At 50.3% G+C, this 19,190-nt stretch carries 10 protein-coding genes; 3 read left to right on the top strand and 7 right to left on the bottom strand.

Annotated features, from left to right (window positions below; translation table 11 throughout):
* Window positions 1-6: 6 nt before the first annotated feature.
* Window positions 7-2,892, bottom strand: a complete 2,886-nt coding sequence (locus ACF8PK_RS05645) for a pyridoxal phosphate-dependent class III aminotransferase (protein ID WP_158140718.1) — start codon at window positions 2,890-2,892, stop codon at window positions 7-9.
* 554 nt (window positions 2,893-3,446) lie between these two features.
* Window positions 3,447-8,078, bottom strand: coding sequence for a cadherin repeat domain-containing protein (locus ACF8PK_RS05640; protein ID WP_392440459.1), 4,632 nt, complete (start codon window positions 8,076-8,078; stop codon window positions 3,447-3,449).
* 363 nt (window positions 8,079-8,441) lie between these two features.
* Here ACF8PK_RS05640 and ACF8PK_RS05635 point away from each other — a divergent pair, with 363 nt between their 5' ends.
* Window positions 8,442-9,719, top strand: coding sequence for a TolC family outer membrane protein (locus ACF8PK_RS05635; protein WP_392440614.1), 1,278 nt, complete (start codon window positions 8,442-8,444; stop codon window positions 9,717-9,719).
* 1 nt (window position 9,720) lies between these two features.
* Complete coding sequence (locus ACF8PK_RS05630; protein WP_038151059.1) at window positions 9,721-10,332, top strand: OmpA family protein; 612 nt, start codon at window positions 9,721-9,723, stop codon at window positions 10,330-10,332.
* An 82-nt stretch (window positions 10,333-10,414) separates the two neighbouring features.
* On the opposite strand, the gene nhaA is transcribed toward ACF8PK_RS05630, so the two are convergent.
* The 5 genes from nhaA to ACF8PK_RS05605 all read right to left on the bottom strand — a co-directional run bounded on the left by nhaA (window position 10,415) and on the right by ACF8PK_RS05605 (window position 17,604).
* The gene (gene nhaA, locus ACF8PK_RS05625; RefSeq protein ID WP_004725618.1) at window positions 10,415-11,566 is read right to left on the bottom strand and encodes a Na+/H+ antiporter NhaA; all 1,152 of its coding nucleotides are present in this window, start codon (window positions 11,564-11,566) and stop codon (window positions 10,415-10,417) included.
* Window positions 11,567-11,868: 302 nt separating this feature from the next.
* A complete protein-coding gene (locus ACF8PK_RS05620) occupies window positions 11,869-12,999 on the bottom strand; it encodes a lipocalin-like domain-containing protein (protein ID WP_143678930.1) in 1,131 nt (376 codons plus the stop codon).
* Window positions 12,999-15,452 (bottom strand): FtsX-like permease family protein, encoded by a 2,454-nt coding sequence (locus tag ACF8PK_RS05615; protein ID WP_004725614.1) that lies wholly within the window; start codon window positions 15,450-15,452, stop codon window positions 12,999-13,001. The genes ACF8PK_RS05620 and ACF8PK_RS05615 overlap by 1 nt, the downstream gene beginning before the upstream one ends.
* Window positions 15,433-16,104 carry an ABC transporter ATP-binding protein gene (locus ACF8PK_RS05610; protein ID WP_004725612.1) on the bottom strand — a complete coding sequence of 224 codons (672 nt, stop codon included), beginning with the start codon at window positions 16,102-16,104 and terminating at the stop codon, window positions 15,433-15,435. Before ACF8PK_RS05610 ends, ACF8PK_RS05615 begins: the two co-directional genes overlap by 20 nt.
* A gap of 123 nt (window positions 16,105-16,227) precedes the next feature.
* Complete coding sequence (locus ACF8PK_RS05605; protein WP_038151056.1) at window positions 16,228-17,604, bottom strand: MATE family efflux transporter; 1,377 nt, start codon at window positions 17,602-17,604, stop codon at window positions 16,228-16,230.
* A gap of 100 nt (window positions 17,605-17,704) precedes the next feature.
* Between ACF8PK_RS05605 and ACF8PK_RS05600 the strand changes: the two genes are divergently transcribed.
* A complete protein-coding gene (locus ACF8PK_RS05600; RefSeq protein WP_392440455.1) occupies window positions 17,705-19,141 on the top strand; it encodes a DUF2867 domain-containing protein in 1,437 nt (478 codons plus the stop codon).
* Window positions 19,142-19,190 lie beyond the last annotated feature (49 nt).

The raw sequence follows: 19,190 nt of genomic DNA, 5'->3' as shown, positions 1-19,190 counted from the left end.
TTACCTTTATTTCGCTAGCTCTTCCGCTAGAGTTTCAATTTTAGCCAGTAAAGATTCGAAGTCCGAAATCTTCAAGCATGGGTTCAAGATTGTGAATTTCAAGGCAGTTTTGCCATCCACAATGGTTTCGCCAAGTACAGCGACACCACGTACCAATGCCTGCATACGAACGACTTTATTCAATTCATCCATATCAGACGCTTGGCTGTTTACTGCGCGGAACAACACAGTAGACAAAGATGGTTCAGCCAAAAGCTCGAAGGCTTTATGCTGACGAACCAATTCGGCCACTTGTTGAGTTTGGTCAAGCAAGTGATCGTACATTGCGCCCATTTGTTTAGGACCCACGTTTTGCATGGTCATAAACACTTTCAGAGCGTCAAAGCGTTTTGTGGTCGCGATCGACTTGTCTACCAGGTTTGGCAGTGTATCGTGTTCGCGGTTCAAGTAATCTGCATGGTGCAGCAGGAACTTGAAGTTACTTTTATCTTTCAGCAGCAATGCGCCACAGCTGATGGTTTGGAAGAACAGCTTGTGGAAGTCCACGCTCACTGATTGCGCACGTTCGATGCCGCTCAGACGAGCTTTATGACTGCTCAGAATCAGCGCGCCGCCGTAAGCACTGTCAACGTGCATCCACATCTCGTGCTGCTCTGCAACATCAGCGATGGTTACCAAGTCGTCGATTGCACCGTGGTCCGTTGTACCTGCCGTACCAACGATCGCAAATGGGATCAGACCTTCCGCTTTCGCTTGTTCAACAACAGCGTTCAGCTTCGTCACATCCATTGTACCGTTTGGTAGCGCGTCAACCGCCAAGATGGCTTTCTCACCCAGACCCATCCAAGAAGCAGACTTCTGAACAGTGAAGTGAGATTTCTTCGAGCACACAATACGCAGTTTGTCCGCGTACTCTGGCAGACCCAGTTTCTGAATCGAGTGACCGCTCAGTTTATTCGCAATCCAGTCGCGAGCCAACATCAGGCCCATTTGGTTGCTCTGCGTACCACCACTGGTGAAGATACCGTCCGCTTGCGCGCCCAGTTCGTACTTCTCACACATCCAGTCAATCACTTTCTGCTCAACAAACGTTGCCGCAGACGACTGATCCCATGAATCCATGGATTGGTTCAGCGATGCGATGATCGCTTCCGCAACAACGGAAGGCATCAGGGGTGGTGTGTGCAGGTGCGCAATGCAGTCTGGGTGCTGAACGATGATTGAGTGCTTCGCAACCAGTTCCGCAGTGTCAGAGATCACGTCTTTCAGCGATGCGTTTTTGTTATCCAGATCAACCGCGTAAATCGCTTCTTCTAGCGCTTTCGGGTCGATGCCTGAATACGGCGCGTTCACTTCTTCAAATACGGCTTTCATTGCAGCAGTGGTGTGGTTCATCACTTGTGAGAACTCTTGGCTGCCCATGTGACCGGTATGAATGAAGTGTTTTTTCCACTCTTGGTTTGCTTGTTCTGGATCTTTCTGACCGCCACCAGCGGCAAGAATCGCTTCTTCCAGTGTGCGCAAGGCGAAGTCGATCTGCTCAAAAGAGATGATCAACGGTGGAAGGAAACGAATCACAGAACCTTCGCGGCCACCTTTTTCAACCATCAAACCACGCTCCAGCGCTGCACGCTGAATGCCCAGAGTCAGTTGAGGTGCCGATTTTGGCTCACCAAATTTGTTCAATTCGCCACTTGGATCTTGAATTTCCAGACCCAGCATCAAACCTTTACCACGTACTTCTGCAATGCAGTTCACGCGGCTTTGAATTTTTTCCAGACCCATACGTAGGTATTGGCCTTTGATGTTTGCCTGTTCAACCAGGTTATCGCGCTCAATGATTTCCAGTGCTTTGGCACCCGAGACCATTGCCAGCTGGTTACCACGGAATGTACCCGTGTGTTCACCTGGACGCCATGTGTCATGCTGCTTGTTGATCACAAGAAGAGACATTGGCATGCCGCCACCGATCGCTTTCGACAAACACAGTACATCCGGTACGATACCCGCTTCTTCGAAAGCGAAGTTGTAGCCAGATTTACCCACACCACACTGGATTTCATCAAAAATCAGCAGGATGCCGTATTCGTCACAGATGCGGCGAAGTTCGCGCAGGAAGAATGCTGGCGCAGGAATAACACCGCCTTCACCTTGTACCGGTTCAACGATGATCGCCGCTGGCTTCATGATGCCCGCTTCGTCGTCGTTCAGTAGACGCTCGATGTAACGGATGCTGGCTTTCGCGCCTTCATCACCACCTAGGCCAAACGGACAACGTAGGTTGTATGGGAATGGCATAAAGTGAACGTCAGACATCAGGCCAGTACGACGTGCTTTGGTATTCAGGTTACCCATCATCCCCATCGTACCGTTGGTCATACCGTGGTATGCACCGCGGAACGCAAACATGGTATTGCGGCCGGTGGTTTGTTTTGCCAGTTTGATTGCGGCTTCTACGGCGTCAGCGCCGGATGGACCACAAAACTGAATCACACAGTTATTACCCAGCTCTTCCGGCAGGAATGCTTTTACTGCTTTGATAAAGTTGGTTTTTGCTTTGGTTGCAATATCCAGCGTTTGGTAAGGCAGACCTGAATCCAGTTGATCTTTCAGAGCTTGGTTGATTTCTGGGTGGTTGTAACCCAGTGCCAAAGTACCTGCGCCCGCCAGACAGTCTAGGAAGATCTGACCGCGCGTGTCTTCAACCAAACAGCCAAACGCTTGTTTGATGGCGATAGGTATACGGCGTGGGTATGAACGTACTTCAGATTCGTGCTCTGCTTGTTCAATCAAAACTTCATCTGGAGTAAGGTCATAAGTACCTTCTAGAACTGGTACTTGGTTGGTAAACATGGTTGCGATAGTGTTATCGACTTCAAAGGCTGTACTCATCTTCGTCCCCTTGAATGGTTAAACCGCTGTTCATTTCTCGGCTGTTCGTTGTTTTTGAGAAATGACAAATAGCAAAACGTTCCGACTGAGTCCTCAGACAAATTCGGAAATACTGCAGGTCATCAGCTTGATGACAAATCACAAAAAAACAGGAATCAAGGTTCGGTTATGCTGCTGTCCTGACGAACAGGGCATAGAGGAAGTACAAAGCTGATTAATGTGTGTAAGTTAAGTGAGTTCAATGTTGGGTATCCCATTCACATGCTGTTCCCACAGCAAGAGTATCCCGTCTATCAGTAAAAGGACTTACTGATACCTACCCTACGTAATGTCCCAATCAGCCTGAATGGTCACTACGCGTATCCCTCGGAAGCACTGTCCGAGATTGCTGCGGAAGTTAACACAAAACGTGTCTCATCCGCAATCATTTTTCTCCACCAAATAACAACTAACTCAACAGGAAATATCACAGTTATCTATTATTCAGAACGTTATAAAATCCAACCAATAGCAAGCCCTTATCGCATGAATAAGGGCTTGATGATTTGCATCCGTTAAACGGTTTCGTTTTTAACTATTTGACTCAGTAATGTATCCGCAGCAGCGTCAGATAACGCCCCCGTGATGTCAAAGATTTCGACCCCGTTATCGATCACAATCGACTGCGTTTGTCCCGAATCGTAGGACACCTGTAAGGTGACATCTTCATCACCGACCACCACTTCAATTTGGTCGAGTAAATCTTCGAAAGTGCCCCCATCCAGTACGGCCGACAAATCAAGTTTGTCTGTGCCCAACTCAAAGTTTTTCACCACATCAATGCTGTTATCCAATGCGTCATCCAACCAAGTGAAAACGTTGGCTTGCGCATCACCAATCAGCACATCATTGCCCGCTGTGGCATTCAGCACAGGTTCGCCATCTTGCGCAGAGAACACATGGTATGACGGCGTCGAACTGTCAGCCTCAAGTGTCACTGTCGCTTCATTACTGAACTCACCGTCCGAGTCAACGGCTTGATACGTGAAGCTGGTGCTATCCACCACGGTTTCGGTACCCGACAAATGCGTCACCACATAGTTTGAACCGGATGAACCATCGTTATCCGAAGCAGTGAAGTCCAACCCAACGACGGGGCTATCTGACGGCGCCGAATAAGTGTATTCGCCATCGCCCAGATAGGTCTCCGTATAGGTGTCTCCATTGGCGAGATAATAGGTTACCGTGGCCGCATGATTGGTATTCAAACCGTCGACACCAAACGTAACGGTATACAACGGGTTTTCATTCAAATCGACATGCAACGTATCTTGCGTGTTGATCCCGTTACCCGATGCCACCGACAGCCCTGTCCCTTGCTGCACTGTGTCGATCAACGTCACTTGTTGCGAGACTTGTTCGTCATTCCCTATCGTTTTGTATGCAGAGATATAGATAACATTGCCGTTATCAAGAACAAATTGATAATCGTCATCAACCTTAACCAATTCGCCATCTTCTGTTGAACCAATGACAACTTCATTGCCTTCTGGAACGAAGGTAATGTTGTCGGGATTGAACAGCACTGGGTCGCCGACTTGATTTGCCACATAAACATCTGCAGCCGTTAATTCTCGAGTCACACCGTTTTCATCGGTATACAACAAGGTCCCACTGTCTGGTAGTGAGGTAATCACGATGCTCAATTGCGTGTCGGTAAAGTCATCATCGACGTCGGAAATGTGGTCGTCCGCTTCCACGTCAGAATCAAACACAATCGTTGTTTCAGAACTCTCTCCCAGCAATACAGTGAAGTCTTCTGCAACCGGTGGCTCGTTCAGGTTCAGCTCTTTAAGCACGACATCTACATCGATGGATTTCACATCACCCAACCCAGCCACTTCAGTCGCGGTTACGACCAGATTGTGAATATTGGATTCTAGTTCATAGTCATTGGTAAAAGCGTTCACGCCATCTAAGGTCAGATAGATAGCGCCCGTCGTTGAATTAATCCGAAACAGCGCTCTATTTTCGCTATCGTAAACATTAGTTTTAATGCTGTAAGATACATTTTCACCGTCAGCATCCGTTGCTGACACGGTGCCAATCACATGTGTCTCGTCACTGTCTTCTTGATACGTAAATACATAGGCATCATCAAAAATTGGCGCGTTATCATCAAGATTCAACTCGTTGAGCTGTACAGGAATGTCGGTAGATTTTTGTTCGCCCAACCCCGCCACTTCTGTGGCGGTCACCACAAGGTCGTGCATGTTCGGCGTGGTCTCGTAATCATTGGAGAACGCCGTCACACCTGCGGCCGTTAAACTGATCGCCCCGCTGTTGGTATCAATTTCAAACAGCGCTTCATTGGCATCGTTATACACATTGGTGGTGATCGAATAGGTCACCGCTTCGCCATCGCCGTCAGTCGCGGAAACAGTCCCAATCACATCCGCATCACTGCTGTTTTCATCATACGAGAACACGTAGCGTGGGCCATCTGGATTATCCGGGTCGTTCGGGTCAAATTCTGGGGCAAACTCATCCAAGTTCAACTCATTGAGCTGCACGGGAATATCGGTAGATTTCTGATCGCCCAACCCCGCCACTTCTGTGGCGGTCACCACAAGGTCGTGCATGTTCGGCGTGGTCTCGTAATCATTAGAGAACGCCGTCACGCCAGCGGTCGTTAAACTGATCGCCCCGCTGTTGGTATCAATTTCAAACAGCGCTTCATTGGCATCGTTATACACATTGGTGGTGATCGAATAGGTCACCGCTTCGCCATCGCCGTCAGTCGCGGAAACGGTGCCAATCACATCCGCATCACTGCTGTTTTCATCATACGAGAACACGTAACGTGGACCATCTGGATTGTCCGGATCGTTCGGGTCGAACTCTGGCGCAAACTCATCCAAATTCAGTTCGTTGAGCTGCACGGGAATGTCGGTGGATTTCTGATCCCCCAACCCTGCCACTTCCGTCGCGGTCACCACGAGGTCATGCATGTTCGGCGTGGTCTCGTAATCATTGGAGAACGCCGTCACGCCAGCGGCCGTTAAACTGATCGCCCCGCTGTTGGTATCAATTTCAAACAGCGCTTCATCGGCATCGTTATACACGTTGGTGGTGATCGAATAGGTCACCGCTTCGCCATCGCCGTCGGTCGCCGAAACGGTCCCAATCACATCCGCATCGCTGCTGTTTTCATCATACGAGAACACGTAACGGGGGCCATCTGGGTTGTCCGGATCGTTCGGGTCGAACTCTGGGGCAAACTCATCCAAGTTCAGCTCATTGAGCTGCACGGGAATGTCGGTGGATTTCTGTTCCCCCAATCCCGCCACTTCTGTGGCGGTCACCACGAGGTCATGCATGTTCGGCGTGGTCTCGTAATCATTGGAAAACGCCGTCACGCCAGCGGCCGTTAAACTAATTGCCCCGCTGTTGATATCAATTTCAAACAGCGCTTCATCAGCATCGTTATACACGTTGGTGGTGATCGAATAGGTTACCGCTTCGCCATCGCCGTCGGTCGCCGAAACAGTCCCAATCACATCCGCATCGCTGCTGTTTTCATCATACGAAAAGACGTAACGGGGACCATCTGGGTTGTCCGGATCGTTCGGGTCAAACTCCGGCGCAAACTCATCCAAGTTCAGTTCGTTGAGCTGTACAGGAATGTCGGTAGATTTTTGATCGCCCAACCCCGCCACTTCTGTGGCGGTCACCACGAGGTCATGCATGTTCGGCGTGGTCTCGTAATCATTGGAGAACGCCGTCACGCCAGCGGCCGTTAAACTGATTGCCCCGCTGTTGGCATCAATTTCAAACAGCGCTTCATCAGCATCGTTATACACGTTGGTGGTAATCGAATAGGTCACCGCTTCGCCATCGCCGTCGGTCGCCGAAACAGTCCCAATCACATCCGCATCGCTGCTGTTTTCATCATACGAGAACACGTAACGTGGGCCATCTGGGTTGTCCGGATCGTTCGGGTCAAACTCTGGAGCGAACTCATCCAAATTCAGTTCGTTGAGCTGCACGGGAATGTCGGTGGATTTTTGATCGCCCAACCCCGCCACTTCTGTGGCGGTCACCACGAGGTCATGCATGTTCGGCGTGGTCTCGTAATCATTAGAGAACGCCGTCACGCCAGCGGCCGTTAAACTAATTGCCCCGCTGTTGACATCAATTTCAAACAGCGCTTCATCGGCATCGTTATACACGTTGGTGGTGATCGAATAGGTCACCGCTTCGCCATCGCCGTCAGTCGCCGAAACAGTCCCAATCACATACGCATCACTGCTGTTTTCGTCATACGAGAACACGTAACGTGGGCCATCTGGATTGTCCGGATCGTTCGGGTCGAACTCTGGGGCAAACTCATCCAGATTTCGTTCACTCAGTTCCACAAGGACACTGGTTGTGTTCTGCTCACCTAATCCGTCAACTTCTGTCGCGGTGACAATAATGTCATGCACGTTAGGCGTTTCTTCATAATCATTAGCAAACGCAGCAACACCGGCAGCGGTCAGACTGATTTCACCACTCTCTGCATCAATCTCAAACAGCGCATTATTGTCGGAATCAAACACATTGGTGGTAATGGCGTAGGTCACGCTTTCCCCCTCTGCATCGGTGGCTTGCACCGTCCCGATCACGTCGCTATCCGAGCGATTTTCATCGTAACTGAAGCTGTAACGCGGTCCTGCATCATTGTCGGGATCATTGGGGTCAAATGTTGGTGGCGTATCAATCACGGCAGAAACGGTATCACTCACCAGATCAACCAGCGCAATACTTTGGGTTGATGACAAACCCAAGCTTTCTAATCCTTGGGTTTCAAAACTGGTAGACGCCAACACTTCATCGCCAGTCCGGTTTACCGTACCTGATGCGGTAGGACTCGACCCATTTTGGCCCCCGGCAGCAGTTGCCAAATCAGGGTTTTGGGTCGGGTCGACACCCAGTTCAATTTGTTGAAGGATCTGGGCAATTTCACCATCCAAATTGGTCGGTGCGGCATTGCCAGGATTGACTAATTCTGCGGTGACGGTCGGTGATGGATCGTCGCTCACTTGCACGACGACATCGCCCGGTCTCAAAGGTTCACCAGCCGCTTGCTCCCGAAACTGACCCTGACGATCAATGATTAAGGTTACGTTAGCCAACATAAATGGAGTTAGGGTTCGAGTACTCATGAGCGTATGTCCTTTATACATGCGATGAGGCGTCCGGCCCCACTGACCCAACACCCGGTTCACAATTTCTCATGATTTAAAGTTAGTGAGACCGATATTGACACGCAACTCAATAAGTAGAGCTTAAACTCAAAAATTCACTAAGGTGTCAATAACTAAGGGAATTAATCATTGGTACTTTTTTGAACTAATATCTCATATTGATAATTTATCTACTAAGCTTCCAGTAAACTTATGTTTGCCTGTGAACGCTCCGACGCTGACCTTTCGCATGATGATCGGAAACGCGAGAAGCAACAGACCCATAAAAACCATAGGAGCACCCCTGTGAAACGGAACATTCCACTTCTCTCAGGATGTTTGTTGTTTTTGCCGCTTCAAGCTTCAGCCCAAACGTTAGAACAGGCTGTTGCGCTTGCTTTAGCAAACAATCCTGAAATCAAAGCCAGTTACAACCAGTTCGTCAGTAGCGCGAAAGAAAGCGATGCTTCTGGTGGCGCCTACTTACCGACGATCGATTTAGATGCCGGGATCGGTTACGAAGGCATTCGACCTGCTTATACAGTGGGCCGAGACGATACGGATCTGACTCGAAAGGAAGCCAGCATCATCCTCAACCAACTTTTGTGGGACGGTAACGCCACGCTCAACGACATGGATCGCACAGCAGCGGAAGCTGAATCCGTTCGTCTACAACTTCTTGATGATGCGTCCAACATGGCGTTGGAAGTCACCAAAGTCTACCTCAATGCCGTGAAAGCGACGGAAGTCTTGGCTCTGTCAGAGAGTAATCTGGCGGTGCATAAACGAATTTATCGTGACATCAAAAAACGGGTTGATTCGGGTGTCGGCTCGACGGCGGACTTAACGCAAGTCGAAGCGCGGATCGCCAAAGCGCAAGGCAACTTACTTGCAGCGCAAAACAACTTGTTCGACACACACACGCAGTTCCGGCGTTTAGTGGGACAAGAGCCGCTGGGCCTGCTCTATCCGCGCGCGGATGTGTCTAAAATCCCATTGTCTTTGTCTGATGCACTGGTGGAAGCGTTTGATAGTCACCCTGTCATTCAGATTGCAGCCGCAGACGTCGACTCGGCACGCTTTCAATACAAGCAGTCGAAAGGCACCAACTACCCAACGCTCTCTATTGAAGCCCGTCAAACATGGCGAGACGATGCGGGCGGCTATGAAGGTGGAGCCAGTGAAACGGTGGCCATGCTGCGTCTGAAATACAACCTGTATAACGGTGGCAGCGATAGCGACCGCAGTGAAAGTGCTGCATACCAACTCAATAAAGCAAAAGATTTACGTGATAACGCCTATCGCGAAATCGAAGAAAGCTTGCGTCTGTCTTGGAGTGCGCTCGACTTAACACTGCAACAGAAAAACTTCCTCGCAGACCATGTCGATTCTGCCTCGCAGACGGTCATTGCCTACGAGAAACAGTATCGAATCGGCCAACGTACGTTGCTGGATTTACTCAACACCGAAAACGAACTGTTTGAAGCTCGTAAAGACTATCTCGACGCAAACTACGCCGAGCAATACGCCAAATATCGCGTGATGAACGCCATTGGTGTGTTGATCGATGCCCTGTTGGTGGATGTTCCGGAAGAATGGACACAGAAAGTGGAGTACTGATATGACGACTAAACTCTTTTCAATCTCCATACTGGCGAGTCTGTTGACCTTTCCGGCGTATGCCAACGATGAGTATGACTATATGGAGGCGCCGCAAGCGAATCAGATTGCTGATTTGCAAGATGATGACAGCGATGGTGTCGTCAATGCGCGTGATATTTGCCCAGGTACACCGTCTGGTGCAGAGATCGATAATGACGGCTGCGGCGAAGTGATTCGAAACTCGGCGAAGCGTCAATTGCACATCCTGTTCGCCAATGACTCGTATGAGATAAACCCCGTGTTTGCCGATCAAATTCAGGCCATGGCTGAATTTTTGAAAACCTATCAGAGTGCTTCCATTGAGATTCAGGGTTACACCAGTAAAGTGGGGACCAATGAATACAATCAAGAACTTTCACAAAAACGCGCTGAAGCGGTGGAAAGGAAACTACTCTCTTATGGCATCTCGCCCAAACGCGTGCGCATCATCGGTTTTGGTGAAACACGTCTGTTGGATGACGGAGATACCAACTCTGCGCACGCCGTAAACCGACGTGTGACGGCCACCGTGGTTGGCCTAAAAGAGAAAGTGGTCGAAGAGTGGACGATTTTCTCGACCTTGAAAAAGTAGTCTTTCCAACATTCGACAATGGTTCTAAAAAGAAAAGGCCCCGAACATCGGGGCCTTTGTTGATTCTATGCATCCGGTCGAATTACTGAGCGGCTGTTTTTGGTAGAGACATTCTCAGCAGGACGTAACCAAGAATGGCGGCGGTCGTCGAGCCCATCAGAATACCCAAACGTGCGTAGGTATCGTAGTCGGCATGTGCACTACCAAATGCCAGTGATGAGATAAAGATCGACATCGTAAAACCAATACCACACAGGATAGACACCGCAAAGATATGCTTGAAGTTAATGCCTTCTGGCAACTTCGCCACACCCAATTTCACGGCAGCCACACTGAAGCTGAAGATACCCAGAGGCTTACCAACCAACAGACCCAACGCCACGCCCAGAGGCAATGTTGACGCAAGACCAGACATCGACACACCGTCCAGTGAGATCCCTGCGTTTGCAAAGGCAAACAGAGGCAGGATAGCGAATGCAACGTACGGATGCAGCGCATGTTCCATGTGTTTCAGTGGTGAATGCTCACCGGCTTTGCCTTTCAGTGGAATCGCGAAACCGATAACCACACCCGCAAGTGTTGCGTGGACGCCAGATTTCAGTACGGCTACCCACAAAATCAGACCCACAACGGTGTATAAGCTGATCTTCGTTACGTGTTTTGCGTTCATCACAAACAGCACGGCTGTCATGATAAATCCGACCACAAGCGCCATGGTTGACAAGTCGCTGGTGTAGAACAGCGCGATGATGACAACCACACCCAAGTCATCAATGATGGCCAATGCCAGCAGGAAGACTTTGAGGCTCACAGGGACACGCTTACCCAGCAATGCCATAATACCAAGTGCGAATGCGATATCCGTCGCCGCTGGGATTGCCCAGCCTTGGATCGCTTCTGGATCGCCTGCGTTAAATAGAACGTAGATCAGTGCCGGTGCCAGCATACCGCCCACTGCAGCAATCGCTGGGAAAATCGCCGTTTCACGGGATTTTAATGCACCTTCCAATAATTCACGTTTGACTTCGAGGCCGATCAACAGGAAGAACACCGCCATCAGGCCGTCGTTAATCCAGTGAGATACCGACATACCCATCACGTAACTGTGCAGTACGCCTTGGTAAACGTCATTTAAAGGAGAGTTGGCAATTGTCATAGCGACCACTGCGGCAATCACTAGGATAATTCCCCCGGCGGACTCCAATTTAAAGAAGTCACGAATCATATCAGTCATTTCATCGTCCTTATTGTTATGTTAATAAACGATACTTAAGAATAGGCAAATAGTGTAGCCACTCGCAGATTGGTTGAAAAATCGCTTGTAATGAAGCTTAGCATCGGAAAAACCGAACAATTAAAGCCAATGGTACGTATATTCCGTCGATAAAGGCCGAAATATAAGTATAGGAAATAAAACGCTACATTTTCGAACGCGTACATAACAAAACGGGAACCACTGAGTGGTTCCCAATAAAATATAACCCATGTTTGATGTATAGCTCATGTTTGATGGCGACTCACGTTCGCAAACATGGTTCAGTAACCGGTTAACTGCATGAAACCTTTAGCGCGATGTGACCCCACGGCGTAAATCGGGCCTTCCCAATATGGCAGTGCAAACGGCAACCACAAATGTTGATTGAGCACGCTGGTAGAGATGTTGATGTTCTGGCTTGGAATTGAAATATGCCATTGCAGCGGCACCGATTTCCCATTCGCAAGTGACGTTAAGTGCACAGGCTTGATCTGAATGTCAGACTCTTTCAGCGCAATCACCTTGCCATCCTTGGTCGACAACGTGCCAAACACGTAAGGCAGTTGCAATGAATGGCGGTAACGACTGACGGTCAACGTGGTACTGTCATCAAGTTCCAACACAAACCAATCCCAACCTTGTTGCCCTTCAGCCAACAGGCCACTGCCCCACTCTTTACTCACCCACGCTGTTCCTTCAACCGTCACTGGTGGGGTATTTTTACTCAGTTGGAGTTTGCCACGCACTTGAATGAAAGGCGCTTGAATGTTGTAAGATGCCACTGGTAATAAATCGTGTTTGGTTTGATACCCTTTATCGCCCGGCAGCACGTAAGGACCTGACGCGGTCATTTGCAGCAACAGCGCAAAGGAATCGGTATTGACACTCAATAGTCCCGGTAGCGGCCCATTGCCCAGTGAGCGCCAATTCCAGTTATCGATCCACAAACGAAACGGCTGGCTATTCATGCCCGCTTGACCAATACCACCACGCGCAATCCGCTGTTCGCGCCAAACGTGGTCACGCGTCGAAATCACGGTGTGCGATAAATAAAGCTGAGGACTTTGCCAACCGATGGTGTTTCTGTCGTCATTGGCGATGCGGAAATAGTTCCATTGCACGCCGTAATGTTGGCCATTTTCGTCCGTCACGTTGGCGAAGAAATGCCACCATTCATGTTGAAACTGGGGATGAAATGCAAAATCGCTAGGCAGCGTCACCGGATGATTCGGTAAAACCGGCTCGTACACCTGATGGCGCTGCGAAGTGAGCGTCGAATGAAGGTCATCGCCGTGACTTTCCTGTTTCTGAGTAAAAAACAGCAAGTACGTCAGGTAGCCGATCAACGCAATGATGCCCACACACACCAGCGTTGCCGCCGCTAACTTCATGTTTTTCTTCAGCGTCTTCATTACAGCGCATCCCTTAACGACTTCATCGCTGACTGTCTCACCAAGCGAATCACGGGCAGTGCGCCTGCGACAATCAAGGCCAACATCGACCACAAGGCCGTGCGCGCATACGCGCCTTGGATCAGTTGCAGTTCCATGGTCCATCCAAACGACTGACGAATAACCACATCAACCACCAATTTCGCTAGCGCGATCCCAAGCGGCATCGCAATCAGCAACGCAATGGCGCCGAATACAAACAGTTGCAACGCGCCGATGATCACCAACTCTTTGCCGGATACGCCCAAACAACGCAGCAGCGAAATATGACGCTGACGAGACACTTCTCCCGCCAAGGTAGCAAAGAAGATACCGCACACAGCGATCAAGAGCGTGATGTTACCCAGTGTTCCGGCAATAGCAAACGTGCGGTCGAACACGCGCATCGCCTGTTGATGGATGCCGGTGTTATCAAAAATACGTTCCGAGTCGAGGCGGAAGACGGTATCCAAACGTTTCTTCAGTCCTTCGCCGTGAATGCCTTCGTGCAGTTTGACTGCCAAAGCGACATTCCCTGTGCCCGCAAAGGCGTACAGCCAGTTGCGATGCGACATTAGCACCTGATTGTACGGGTTGCCGTAATCGTAATAGACGCCGACAACCAGCCAGCCCTGCCCCAACGGCATCGACAAATCGATGTAATCGCCCGGGCGAATGCCCAGTTTGATCGCCATCGATTCACTGATCATCACGCCCCGCGAATTGTGTAGATGATACCAATAGTTTGGCACGCCCAACTTCACCGTCAGTGAATCCAGCTCACCGTCGGATGCGCCGGTACTGACGACCTGCAACACCCCTTTGTCGGTGGAGAAGTCTTTCTCCCAGCGCCACCACACATCTTGCACTTCAGGTTGCTTGATCAGCCAATCACTCATGCGCGATGCCGAGCTGTTGGTTGGATAAAGATACACATCCGCCGCCAAACGTTGTGTCAGCCATTTTTCGGTGGTGTCGCGGAAACTGCCGACCATGGTTTCGACGCCAATATTCGCCGCCATCGCCAACATGAATGCCATGGTTGCCACACCGCGGTAACTCATACTCGCCGCTGCATCAGCAAAGAACCAACGCACTTTGACCCAACGTAACGTGTAGGAAAAACTAAGGAACACTTTCCAGATCAAGAATGGCGTGACCAGCGCGGCACTGAGCAACATCAAAGCAATAATCGCAAAACCCGAAGATTGGGTTTTCGGCGCTTGGTAGACTGCAAACGCAGCAATTCCCAAGCCGCACGCCACCAAAGCCTGCAACGTAAACTCGGAGCCAGCAAAACGTACCAGAGAAAGACGCGTCGTCAAACGCACCGGCTGTGAGCGTAACAAGCGAATCAAAGGCCAAGCGCACGAAGCAAATGCACCGAAAATTGCCATGAACAGACTGTAACTGCTCCACGACCAATCCCAACGAATCGATAACCCAACGTTCGCTTCATACAGGTTCGCCAAACTCGCCGATACGGATGGAATGAGTTGATTGGCCAGAATCAGACCAAACACGTTCCCGCACACCCAGCTCAAAACAACGAGGCCAAATAGCTCAATCGACAAAGCTTTCGCTAATTGCCAACCTGACACACCGGTTTGGCGCAAAATTCCCACCAGCGGCTGACGCTGAATCAACGAAAGTGACATCGCTTGATAGAAGATAAACAACCCCACCAAGAAGGAGAGCATACCCATCGCGGTCAGGTTCATGTGAAACGCGCGAGTGAGTGATTCCAGCTCTGAGCGCGTGCTGCGCACCAATGTCATGCCGTTGGGCAGCGAATTTTTCAGCGCTTCTAGTTTTTCTGGCGGCATGTCGCTACACGCAATCACCGATAGACCCGCGCTTTTCTTCAGCATCCGCACCAGTGACAAATCGGCGATCACGCGCGTGCCGTTGATCAGGTTATTGCTGTCAATCAATACGGGGCCGAGTTTCGAGCCGTCATCCAACTTGATAAAGTCACCATTCGCCCAACCTTGGATGGAGGCAAAATCTTTGCTGACCATAATCGGATACGGCGGCGTCATCAACGCCAGTGTGTGCATTTCACTCAGGGTTTTGCCATTGCCAAGCGGCAACATGGCCACCGGGTCGATGCCGATCAGCGTCATGTCCACGCCAGATTTGGTGGTCAAACGATAGTTATCAAACGGGGCACATTGAATAAAGCCATCACGGCGTAATTGAACGTAGAAACCTTGCGGGATTTTATTGGCCGCGTGTTTGGTACGAACGCGATAAGGTAATGGATTGGAGAATAATTTTTCGCCATGCTCGTAGCTTTGACGTGCATGTTGGTTAATGGCGGTCACGCCCACCAATAGCGAAACGCTGAGCGTAAGTCCCAGCCAAACAAGAAAGATCTGCAGTGGGTAGCGACGGTAATGCCCAAGTAGTGCTTTAACTACGGGCCATAACATGAAGTTGTCCTCCCTGGAGACGAATGCAACCTTCCATGTGTTGCGCTACTTTTTCACTGTGGGTCACCAACAGTAATGTGCACTCCAGTTGCCTTGCCAACGAGGTTAACAGACGCATCACCGCTTCTGCATTACGCTCATCCAAACTTCCGGTCGGTTCATCGGCAAGCAAGAGCGTCGGTTCCATATACAGCGCACGCGCAATGGCTGCACGCTGTTGTTGTCCACCAGACACCTCTTCAGGATAACGTCCCAGCAGCGGCATGAGATCGAGCGCGGACAGGATTTGACGCCATAACCCCTGATCTTCCGGCAAGCCTTTGAGCTGACGGCAGAATCGGATGTTGTCGGCAATGTTCAGGGTGGGAAGCAAGTTAAACTGCTGAAAGACGTGACCGATGTTATTACGACGAAAGGCAGTACGTTTGTGTTCGGCATTATTATGCATGCCAAATCCGGGAAACCAAATTTCACCAGAATCTGCGGTATCCAGCCCGGCAATCAGGTTGAGTAGCGTGCTCTTGCCCGAGCCGCTCTCGCCCATCAATGCCAACTGATCGCCTTGATTTAACGTCAACTGCGCTCCCTGCAATACAGGGTGGAATTCATCGCCATCCACATAGCCTTTGGACAGGTCTATCAGCTGTAACATTAAATCGCTCGTCGTCATTGGAAAGTGGACTGAGAATCTACACTAAATCCCTTTCAACAGGAAGTAATTTGGATATCAGATCACAAAATATGCACTTAAATGCATTACAAAATGGTTTTACGTCTAGTTTTCAATCAAATTGCGCATCCACTTCTTGCTTTTCATGCGCCATATTGACCCAAACCATTTCACCACTTCTTCTGTTAAAAACAGTAAATAGATCCATTCTGGTTTCGCATGGAGATAAATTGCTGCAAACGCCGCCAAAGGAATGCCGATCACCCATTGTGCGATCATGTCTTGGCCGAGGCAGAATTTTACATCCCCACCCGCGCGCAGTACCCCCACGATAATCGTCATCGGAATCGAGCGCAGCACAATGCCCAAACTCAAGATCATGATGAATTCTTCAGCCAACTCACGGGTTTCAACCGTTAGAGCACTAAACGAGTTGAGGATCGGAATTTGTACAACAAACAGCAGCATCGCCACCACAATTCCCACGCCCAAACTGAGGAAGGTGATCCCCAGCGCTTGATAATAAACAGCCTCAAAATTCTTCGCGCCAAGTTGGTTCCCCACCAACACCGCCGCCGCATTCGACATACCAATCAGCAAACTCAGAGAAATAGATTCAACGGGCGTCATCACCGACAGCGCCGCCAAGCCTTGCACGCCGGTTTGCCCCATGATGGCGTGATAAGCAAACAAGCCCCCTGCCCAGCCGAGGAAATTAAAGGTGGTCGGCAGCGAGAGCTTAAGAAAACGCGCAATGGTTTTCCACACTATCACGGCGCGAATGTCACCAAGGTGGAAGGCCAACAAGTGATGTTTACCGTAGAGGTAACCATACAAGGTTGCGACTTCAATCAAACCACTGAGTAGCGTCGCAATCGCCGCGCCCTGAATGCCCATTGCCGGAAAACCGAACTTCCCGAAAATCAAAATCCAGTTCAGGAAGACGTTGGATAAAATCCCAATGCCGCTGAAGAAGGTGCTGATGCCCGGTTTGTGCATTGCGCGCAGACCAACGGCCATACTGCTGACGCACGCCACCGCAAACATGCTAAATGACGTGATCACCAAGTATTGCGTGCCCAGTTCGTTGACTCGCGCCGAATCAGTTGTCAATCCCATGATCTGAGTGGGGAAGATTAAAAACAGCGCCACGGTAAACAGGGCAAAGAACATCGAGACCAACCAAGTCAGTGCGGTACTTTCACGCACACCTTGCTTGTTCGCTGCACCCCAATACTGCGCCGTCAATAAGGCGCCGCCGGTGGTCACGCCCACCAACATAATGGTGGTGACAAACGTCGCGCGCGCAGCCACGCCCACGGCGGCAATCTCTGCTTCTCCCAATTGGCCCAGCATTAATACGTCGACCAGACCACGACTCGAAAACATGATGCTTTGCAGGCTGATGGGCAGCGCAATCGCCACTAAACGGCGGAAAAAATCACCCCGAGTGTGATGTAAAACTTGAGAGATAACAGACAACAGACCACCTCAAAGGCAAGAGTTTGATAGCAAGGGGAAAAATGAGCAGCTATTATACGCGTATGCTCATAATCACACCACTCCATTCAAAGGATGACGAATGAAGAAAGTTCTCGTGCTGGGTGCGTCCGGCTATGTTGGCTCTCAACTGCTGCCCCTGCTACTGGCAGAAGGGTACCAAGTCACTGCAGCGTCACGCCACACCGACTATCTCACCATGCGCATTGCGCCCCATCCTCAGCTCACCATCACCCCATTGGATCTTGCCGATGAAGCAGCCACGCTGGCGCTGGTGCCACAATTTGATTTGGTGTTTTTTCTGGTTCATGGCATGGCACAAGGCCATGACTTTGTCGATTACGAACTTTCACTCGCGCATCACTTTAAACACGCGCTCGATCAAAGCGAGGTTCAGCACGTCATCTATTTGAGTGCCTTGCAACCACACTCGGGTCACTCCGAGCACTTGCAAGCACGGCGTGAAACCGGCGATATTTTGCGCCAAAGTCAAGTACCTGTGACCGAGCTGCGCGCCGGCGTGATCATCGGCCCCGGTTCGGCGGCGTTCGAGATCATGCGCGATTTTGTCTATAACTTACCGGTTTTGATTGCGCCCAAATGGGTAGATTCCAAAGCCAACCCAATTGCGCTGGCAAACCTCAATCATTACCTGCTCAATCTAGCGAAAGAGACGCCAACCACACATCAGCTATTTGAAGCAGGTGGCCCGGATACCCTCACCTACCGCGAACAATTTCGCGTGATTTGCGAATTGGCGAAAAAGCCGTTTCGCCTGTGGTCGACCTCACTCCTCACGCCGCGCATGGCGTCGTACTGGCTTGGGTTGGTTACCTCAGTGCCATCGAGTATCGGTCGTGCCTTGCTTGACGGCTTATCACACGACTATGTCGCCCATGCAGAAGAGATTCAGCAGCGTTATCCGCAACCGTTGATCAGTTATTACGATGCGACCAAACACACCATTGATCAGGAAGGGGTCTTTGTACGCACCGAAGTGTGGGGCTTTGATCCCAATGCCCTCAACCGTTGGCAACCGGGTTTTGGCTACTACCCCAAACAAGCGGGAGCCACCATCACCACCGACGTGAGTGCACAGCAATTATGGGCGGTGATTCGTACCATCGGTAGCCGTGAAGAAGGATATTTCTTTGCCAACGTATTGTGGCGCACGCGCGAGTGGCTCGATCTGTTCTTCGGCGGTGGCAAGCCAGTGCGCCGCAGTCCGCCGGGGCCAGAGTTGCAGGTAGGAGATTTTATCGACTCATGGAAAGTCATTCGCAGCGAACCCAATCGCTTTTTGTCGCTGTTCTTTGGCATGAAAGGCCCGGGGCTGGGGCGCCTTGAATTTACTATCAAAGAGGTGAACGGCAAACGCGAGCTCAACGTCACCGCGTGGTGGCATCCACAAGGTTTTCTGGGCTTGTTGTATTGGTTTGCCATGATGCCCGCGCATCTGTTTATTTTTAACGGCATGGTGAAAGCCATCGTGAAAAAAGCGCAACAAAAAAGGCGCTGAATCTCAGCGCCTTTTTCTCCGATGTTACTTTTTATCTGATGTTACTTTT

The organism is Vibrio sp. CJQ_6, from assembly GCF_043106745.1.
GTDB lineage: Bacteria > Pseudomonadota > Gammaproteobacteria > Enterobacterales > Vibrionaceae > Vibrio > Vibrio furnissii.
Note: the sequence above shows the minus strand (reverse complement) of the source record. Positions and strands in the feature narration are given on the sequence as shown.